The sequence below is a fragment of the Brevibacterium samyangense genome (assembly GCF_039529845.1).
GTDB lineage: Bacteria > Actinomycetota > Actinomycetes > Actinomycetales > Brevibacteriaceae > Brevibacterium > Brevibacterium samyangense.
Genome location: NZ_BAAANO010000008.1, coordinates 202,423 through 209,534, shown reverse-complemented (window position 1 = coordinate 209,534; position 7,112 = coordinate 202,423). Strand labels below are relative to the sequence as shown.

The window sequence follows — 7,112 nt, the reverse complement described above, 5'->3', positions numbered from 1 at the left end:
GGGACCTCTTCCTTCCTGCCGTCGGCACTTGCCCGCCCCCGGCCGTACTTCTCCGACTCCGGTTCCCTCTTTCCCGTCCTCCCGGCCACATTCGCGTACCCTGCCCTCATGACGAAGACCGTGACCGTCACCGGCGCCGCCGGTCAGATCGGATATGCCCTGCTGTTCCGGCTCGCGGCAGGTGCCGTGTACGGGGACGAGCCCCTCCACCTGCGGTTGCTCGAGGTCGAATCGGCCGTCGCCTCCCTCGAGGGCGTCGTGATGGAACTCGAGGACTGCGCGTTCCCCACGCTCGCCTCGGTGACGACGACCGCGGATCCGGAGGTCGCCTTCGCCGGCGCGGATCTCTGTCTCCTCGTCGGCGCCCGGCCCCGCTCGAAGGGCATGAGCCGCGGCGACCTCCTCGAGGCGAACGGGACGATCTTCGCGGCGCAGGGAGCGGCGATCGGTCGGCATGCCTCCCCCGATGTGAAGGTTCTCGTCACCGGTAATCCCGCGAACACGAACGCACTCATCGCCGCCTCGCACGCCACCGGTGTCCCGGCCGAGAACATCACCGCTCTCACCCGGCTCGATCACGACCGCGCCCTTGCACGCATCGCCCGCCGTACCGGCCGACCCGTGTCCGAGCTGTCCCGTGTCGTCATCTGGGGCAACCACTCGGCGAGCCAGGTACCGGACCTCACACACGCCCTCGCCGGCTCCACCCCCGTGACCGACCTCGTGGACGCGGAATGGGCACACGGCGCGTTCGTCACCGACGTCGCGCACCGCGGCTCGGCGATCATCGAGTCGCGCGGCGGTTCGAGCGTCGGAAGTGCGGCGAACGCCACCCTTGCCCATGCCCGGGACTGGGTGAACGGCACAGCGGGCCGGTGGGTGTCCATGGGCGTCGTCTCCCACGGGGAGTACGGAGTCCCCGCCGGGCTCGTCTCCTCCTTCCCCTGCACCGTCGACGCGGACGGCAGCTGGCACATCGTCGAGGGCCTCGACCTCGACCCCGTCGTGCGCGAACGCCTCGCCGCGACCAGCCGGGAACTCGAGGACGAGCGCGACACCGCCGCCCGCCTCGGGCTCCTCGGGGCCTGAGGCGTGGCCGGCGCGCGGTCGGGCGCCGCGCCGGACGTCGGTCCTGCATCCGAGGCCGGTCTCGATCGGTGGGCACGGCGACGCCTCGCGCACACGTCCGAGCACGGTGTCCGCGCCCTCGGCACCGAGTTCCTCGTCTTCGTCCTCAAGCAGGCGTGGGCGGCACTGTTCGGGGGTCTCATGCTCGCCGTGCTCATCGCTGCCGCGCTCTGGTACCCGGACGATGCGGCGCTCGCACGGAACGACGCGCTCGTCCTCGCGGCCCTCGCGATCCAGGCGGGCATGCTCGCTTTCCGCCTCGAGACCGGCCGTGAGGCCCTCGGGATCCTCCTCTTCCACCTCGTCGGTACCGTCATGGAGGTCTTCAAGACCTCGGTCGGTTCGTGGGAGTACGCCGCCGGCGGGGTTCTCCACATCGGGGCGGTCCCGCTCTACACCGGTTTCATGTATGCCGCGGTGGGCTCGTATCTCATGCGCGTCATGCGGCTCCACGACCTGCGCTTCACGCACTATCCGCCGCTCCTCGCGACGGTCGTCGTCGCCGCCGCGGTGTACGCGAACTTCTACACGCACCACTACTGGTACGACCTCAGGTGGGTCCTCGTCGCCGCGATCCTCGTTCTGTACGCCCGGTGTGTCATGCACGCGCGGATCTTCCGCCGTTCCCTGCGGATGCCGGTCGTCCTCGCCTTCGTGCTCGTCGCGCTGTTCATCTGGATCGCGGAGAACGTCGGGACCGCCGCCGGCGCATGGATCTATCCGGACCAGGCCGACGGGTGGCGCATGGTGTCCCTCGCGAAGCTCGGCAGCTGGTTCCTTCTCATGAACATCTCCGTCGTCCTCGTCACGCTCGTCCACCGTCCGGCGACTCCCGAGGATCCCGGCACGGGACGCTCCACAGCGTCCTCGACCCACTGACGGAACGGCGGAGCGACGCTCCCCCGTCGGTGCTGGGGAGCTGGGACACAGCGGTGACGCGGACCGGGCGACGGCGCGGTTCAGCCGATGTGTGTGGTTCAGCCGAGGTGCGCGGCGAGGAACCGCAGGACGTCGTCGTTCCACTGCTCCGGATCGACGTTCCACTCCTTCGTGTGGCGTGCCTTCTCGTAGTGCGGCATCGTCACGAGGTCCCGGCGCACGTTCGCGAGGGCGTGCGAGGGCCCCGAGGGCACGAACTCGTCGTCGTCCGAGTGGATGAGGAGGACGGGGACATCGAGTTCCGCCGCGCGCTTGATCCAGTCCATCCGGTCGAGGTCGAGCGGGGTCTCGAGGCCGGTGATCGGCTGTGCCCACGGCCGGGAGATCATGTCGAGGGTGAGGCGAGCGACCGGGGTCGGGAGGAAGTTCTCCTTCGCCTGGTGGTCGAGCACGTTGTACCAATCGACCACCGGGCCGTCGAGCACCATCGCCCGGACGAACCGCTTGTTCCGCCCGCGCGAGGCCGCCTGGAACGCGATCGCGCCACCCATCGACCAGCCGAAGAGCACGACGTCCTTCGCACCGTGGGCGAGCGCGTGGTCGATGGCGACGTCGACGTCGAGCCATTCGGTGTCACCGAGGCCGTACCGGGCGGTGTTCCCCACCCGTACTTCCTCGTCGTTGCGGTACGCGATCGCGAGGGCCGGAATGCCGAGCGAGTCGAGGGCGGGGACCGCGCGGAGCCCCTCCGCCCGGGTACCTCCACGACCGTGGATGAGGATGGCCCAGGTGTCAGCCGAGCCGGTCCCCACGCCGGATGCGCCCGAGGTCTCGCTTCCCGGCGCCTCGGTTCCGGCGCCGCTCGGGAAGTACCAGGCGGGGAGGTCCCCGACGTCCGAGGTGAGGGTGATGTTCTCGTAGGGCAGACCGAGAGTGCGGGCATCCGGGTAGAAGGACCCCGTCCAGCGTCCGGTCCGGGCCGCCCGGAGATTCCCGTACGGCACACCGAGGACCTCCCGTGACACGGTCCGTGAGTGCGGGTCGTACTCGATGACGTCACCGATCTGGGCGTGACCGCGCCCGGCGTCGAACCACAGTCCGTACCGGCCGTTCACGAGTGTGTCCTCGTCGGCGGAGAGATGGATGTGCATCTCGTCGTCGAACCCGTCGACGTGGAGGATCTGGACGCGTTCGGGCGCCTGCCCGGGAATGACGATCTTCCGCGCGAAATAGGCGGCGAGCCCCGAGGAGGCGATCGACACGAGGGCCCCGAGACCCAGACCCGCGCCGAGCCCGGCGAGCGCCACGCGTGCGGCCTTCTGTCCTGCTGTGGTGATGCTGTTCTCCGACATGCACGTCCTCCTGTTCGCAGAATCCTAACGGTCCTTGTGCGCGCGGACGAGAGGTCTACACTGGCACCCGACCGCACGCCCCCGACGGAGGTTGTCTTGACCACTTCACATCCCGGACACGTGTCCCGGACGGACCAGGCCGCACCCGAACCGGCCGCACGGACGGAGGCCGAGTGGCGGGAGATCCTGTCTCCCGAGGAGTACTACGTGCTCCGCGAGGCCGGAACCGAGCGCCCCTTCACCGGCGAGTACACCGACACCTTCGTCGAGGGTTCGTACCGCTGCCGGGCCTGCGGTGCCGAACTCTTCCGTTCCGAGTCGAAGTTCGAGTCGCACTGCGGCTGGCCCTCGTTCTTCGCGCCGTTGGCGGAGGACCGGGTCCGGTACATCCGCGACAACACCCTCGGTATGGAACGCATCGAGGTGCGCTGCGGGACCTGTGATTCCCACCTCGGCCATGTCTTCGGCGGCGAGGGCTACCCGACTCCGACCGATCTGCGGTACTGCATCAACTCGATCTCGCTCGTCCTCGACGAGAAACCGGCGGCGGATGCCCCGGCCCCGGCCGAGGGCGAGGCGCCCACCGCATGACCGACGCCGTCGCCACCACCCCGACCGCCCGGTTCACCCCCGCGGACGTGGTGGTGAAGACCTTCGCGGAACTCACACCTCTCGAGATCTACGGGATCCTCCAGTTGCGCAGCGAGGTCTTCGTCGTCGAACAGGACTGTGTGTTCCTCGACATGGACGGCACCGACCTCTACCCGGAGACGCTCCACGCGTTCATCCCGGGTGCGACGGAACCGGTGCCCTTCCGCGATTCGCACGGTGAGGAGACCGGCCTGCAGATCAAGCCGCGGGCCTATGCCCGGCTACTGCCGGCCGGCCTCGTCGACGGCCCGGCCGGTCACCCCGAGGGGCGGAGCATCGGCCGTGTCGTCACCGACCCGGGCCTGCGCTCGGCCGGGGGCGGGTCCGCTGTCGTCGGACGCTTCGTCGAGGACTTCGGTGCCACCACACTCCTCACCCTCAACGGACAATCGCACCTCGAAGGGTTCTACGGCTCGTTCGGTTTCACGGTCTCCGGACCCGAGTTCATCGAGGACGGCATCCCGCACCTGCCGATGCGTCGCCCGGCGGGCGGCCCGACCGCCTGAGCCGCCACTGTCGTCTCCGCTCAGTGCCCGCCGATGCGGCCGGCGAGATCCGCGAACACCGAGGTGCGGTCACCGCCGCGCCGGCGCTCGTCCCGGTCGGCGAGGTGGGAGAGGAGTTCGACCGTGCCGGTGCCGATGAGCCGGAGAGGCTCCGGCTCCCAGGACCGTGGACGTCTCCGTACCCACAACGAGTCGACGAGCTCGCTGTCGCGCCCGGTGAGGATGTCGGCGACCGACCTCCCTGCGACGTAGGAGGCCGCCACACCCTGCCCGACGTATCCGCCGACCTGGACGAACTTGCCCGAGGGATCGACGTCGATGAAAGGCGCCCAGTCACGGGGAACTCCCATCACCCCGGTCCACACGTGCTCGAACGCGAGGTTCTCCCGGGGGAACAACTCCCGGATCATCGCCTGGACCGCTCGCACGGACCGGGGGCCGAGCGTGCCCTGTCCCCCGGTCCCCGAGCGCCACTCGTAAACCTTGCCCGGGCCGCCGATCGCGATCCGGTCATCCGCCGTGCGCTGCATGTAGAAGTACAGGTGGGACGCCGCACTCACGCACTCGGCATCCGCCCACCCGATCCGCTCCCACGCCTCCGGCGGCAAGGGCCGGGTCACGAGCATCGAGGAGAACATCGGGAGGAGCTGCCGGTGTCTGCCGGGCAGATCGGCCGTGTACCCCTCGGTCGCGAGGACAACGGTGCCGGACCGGACGGACCCGGTCCGCGTCTCGGCGTGGCCGCGGCCACAGGACTCGACGCGGGTGTTCTCGAAGATCCGCACACCGAGGCCCTCCGCGAGGGCGGCCGCCGCGTACGCGAGCCGCGCGGGCTGAACCCGGGCGGCGAACGGTGAGGAGTACCCGCCGGTGAGGCCGGGGAGGTCGATCCGGTCCCGGGTCTCCTCCGCCGTGAGCAGGCGCACCTCGTCCTCGGTGAGGCCCCATGCGTGGTCCGCCTCGGCCTTGTGCCGCAGGCGCGCCGCCTCGGCCTCCGTCCGGGCGACCATGAGCCAGCCGCCGCGGTGGGCGTCGATGTCGAGGCCCGCCTCGTCCGTGAGCGCGAGGACCTCGTCGACCGCGCGGAAGCACGCGCGTTCCATCCGCAGGGCGTCCTCGCGGGTACGCCCCGGCGTGCCGTCGACGAGTTTCCGGCTCTGTGCGACCGTCTTGCCGCTCAACCAGCCGCCATTGCGACCCGAGGCGCCGTAGCCCACCCGGTCCTGTTCGAGAACGACGACGTCGAGTGCCGGATCGTGGCGTTTGAGCCAGTACGCGGTCCACAACCCGGTGAACCCGCCGCCGACGATCACGACGTCCGCCTCGAGGTCGTCCTCGAGGCGTGGCCGCGGCGAGCACGGGTCGGGAGCGTCGTGGAGCCAGAAGGATCCCAGCCCGTTCCTCACAGCCCGTTCCTCACTGCGACACCCAGGCGTACCAGGTCTCCGAGAGCTCGGGGAAGTGTTCACCCCAGTACTCGGCGTTCTGCGGGATCGTCGCGTCGACGACCTCCGGGCGGGACACGTCGAACTCCTGCGCGGCCTCGGAGATCTCCGGCTGCGACTCGGTGTTCGCCGGCGAGTAACTCGTGAGTTCGGTCTGGGTGGCCTGCTGCTGGGCGCCGAGTGCGTGATTGATGTACGCGTGCGCAGCCACCGTGTTCTGCGACCCCTTTGCGATCGAGAGCGAGTCCGAGGCCATGAAGGACTGGTTCCACACGGGCTTCCAGTTCGCGCCGGCCTCGTTCGCCTCGAAGACGCGACCGGACCAGCCGAAGATCATGTCGATCTCACCGCCCTGGACCATCTGTGTCTGCTCGGCGCCCGTGGTCCAGAACGCGGTGTTCTCCGCACCGAGACCCTCGTACACCCCGAGGGCGCGTTCGGTGTCGAGCGGATAGAGATCCTCCTCGGCGACCCCGTCCGCGAGGAGTGCGGCCTCGTACGTGCCGGCGGTCGGCGAGGAGGTGCCCTCGATGCCCCGGACACCCGGGTACTTCTCCGTGTCGAAGAAGTCCTTCCAGCTCGTCGGCGGGTTGTCCCCGTAGGTGTCGGCGTTGTAGAAGAACCCGGCGACGTAGCTCATCGCCGGCAGGAAGCACTCGCCGCGAGGCAGCCCCTCGGGGATCTGCGAGTCGTCGATGAGACTCATATCGAGTCGTTCGTAGAGCTCACCGCAGTAGGCCGAGCTCTGGGTGGGGCTCGAGACGATGACGTCCCACGCGACATTGCCGGAGTCCACCTGGGCGCGGAGCTTCGCGTCGTCGGTGGGCCCGTCGGAGAGCAACTCGGCGCCGGAGGCCTCGGCGAAGGGCACGGAGAACGCCTCGACCTGTCCGTCCTGGTAGGCACCGCCCCACGAGACGAAGGTCATCGTCGTGCCCTCGAGCGATCCCTCCGGCACCTCACCGACCGTGGGGTTCTCGAAGACGCTGCGGTCGACCTCCGCAGCGGCGGCACCTCCCTGCATGCACCCGGTGAGGGCGAGGGCGGAGAGGGCCACCGAGGCGGCGAGTACGGAGTACACGGGGCGTGTCATGAGGGGATCGCTTTCGTGAGGGGATGAGGGAAGAGCGACAGCCGGCCGCCGGGACGGG

At 69.7% G+C, this 7,112-nt stretch carries 7 protein-coding genes; 4 read left to right on the top strand and 3 right to left on the bottom strand.

Annotated features, from left to right (window positions below):
• The first annotated feature begins 108 nt into the window (after positions 1 to 108).
• Both ABD172_RS04925 and ABD172_RS04920 read left to right on the top strand, forming a co-directional pair.
• The gene (locus tag ABD172_RS04925) at positions 109 to 1,089 is read left to right on the top strand and encodes a malate dehydrogenase (RefSeq protein ID WP_344307471.1); all 981 of its coding nucleotides are present in this window, start codon (positions 109 to 111) and stop codon (positions 1,087 to 1,089) included.
• 3 nt (positions 1,090 to 1,092) lie between these two features.
• Entirely contained in the window at positions 1,093 to 2,007 is a 915-nt protein-coding gene (locus ABD172_RS04920) for a DUF817 domain-containing protein (RefSeq protein ID WP_344307469.1), read from the top strand.
• Positions 2,008 to 2,105: 98 nt separating this feature from the next.
• Here ABD172_RS04920 and ABD172_RS04915 read toward each other — a convergent pair whose 3' ends face one another.
• Positions 2,106 to 3,359 (bottom strand): alpha/beta hydrolase family protein, encoded by a 1,254-nt coding sequence (locus ABD172_RS04915; protein WP_344307467.1) that lies wholly within the window; start codon positions 3,357 to 3,359, stop codon positions 2,106 to 2,108.
• A 96-nt stretch (positions 3,360 to 3,455) separates the two neighbouring features.
• Between ABD172_RS04915 and msrB the strand changes: the two genes are divergently transcribed.
• The gene (gene msrB, locus ABD172_RS04910; protein WP_425546652.1) at positions 3,456 to 3,950 is read left to right on the top strand and encodes a peptide-methionine (R)-S-oxide reductase MsrB; all 495 of its coding nucleotides are present in this window, start codon (positions 3,456 to 3,458) and stop codon (positions 3,948 to 3,950) included.
• On the top strand, positions 3,947 to 4,516 hold the full coding sequence (locus ABD172_RS04905; protein ID WP_344307465.1) for a GNAT family N-acetyltransferase: 570 nt from the start codon (positions 3,947 to 3,949) through the stop codon (positions 4,514 to 4,516). The genes msrB and ABD172_RS04905 overlap by 4 nt, the downstream gene beginning before the upstream one ends.
• Positions 4,517 to 4,536: 20 nt before the next feature.
• On the opposite strand, the gene ABD172_RS04900 is transcribed toward ABD172_RS04905, so the two are convergent.
• Both ABD172_RS04900 and ABD172_RS04895 read right to left on the bottom strand, forming a co-directional pair.
• A complete protein-coding gene (locus ABD172_RS04900; RefSeq protein WP_344307463.1) occupies positions 4,537 to 5,922 on the bottom strand; it encodes an NAD(P)/FAD-dependent oxidoreductase in 1,386 nt (461 codons plus the stop codon).
• Between the two features lie 10 nt (positions 5,923 to 5,932).
• Entirely contained in the window at positions 5,933 to 7,054 is a 1,122-nt protein-coding gene (locus ABD172_RS04895) for an extracellular solute-binding protein (protein ID WP_344307461.1), read from the bottom strand.
• Positions 7,055 to 7,112 lie beyond the last annotated feature (58 nt).

Coding starts and splice junctions, on each gene's coding strand:
- ABD172_RS04905 (WP_344307465.1), top strand. CDS start 3,947: ATGACCGACGCCGTCGCCACCACCCCGACCGCCCGGTTCACCCCCGCG.
- ABD172_RS04925 (WP_344307471.1), top strand. CDS start 109: ATGACGAAGACCGTGACCGTCACCGGCGCCGCCGGTCAGATCGGATAT.
- ABD172_RS04895 (WP_344307461.1), bottom strand. CDS start 7,054: ATGACACGCCCCGTGTACTCCGTACTCGCCGCCTCGGTGGCCCTCTCC.
- ABD172_RS04915 (WP_344307467.1), bottom strand. CDS start 3,359: ATGTCGGAGAACAGCATCACCACAGCAGGACAGAAGGCCGCACGCGTG.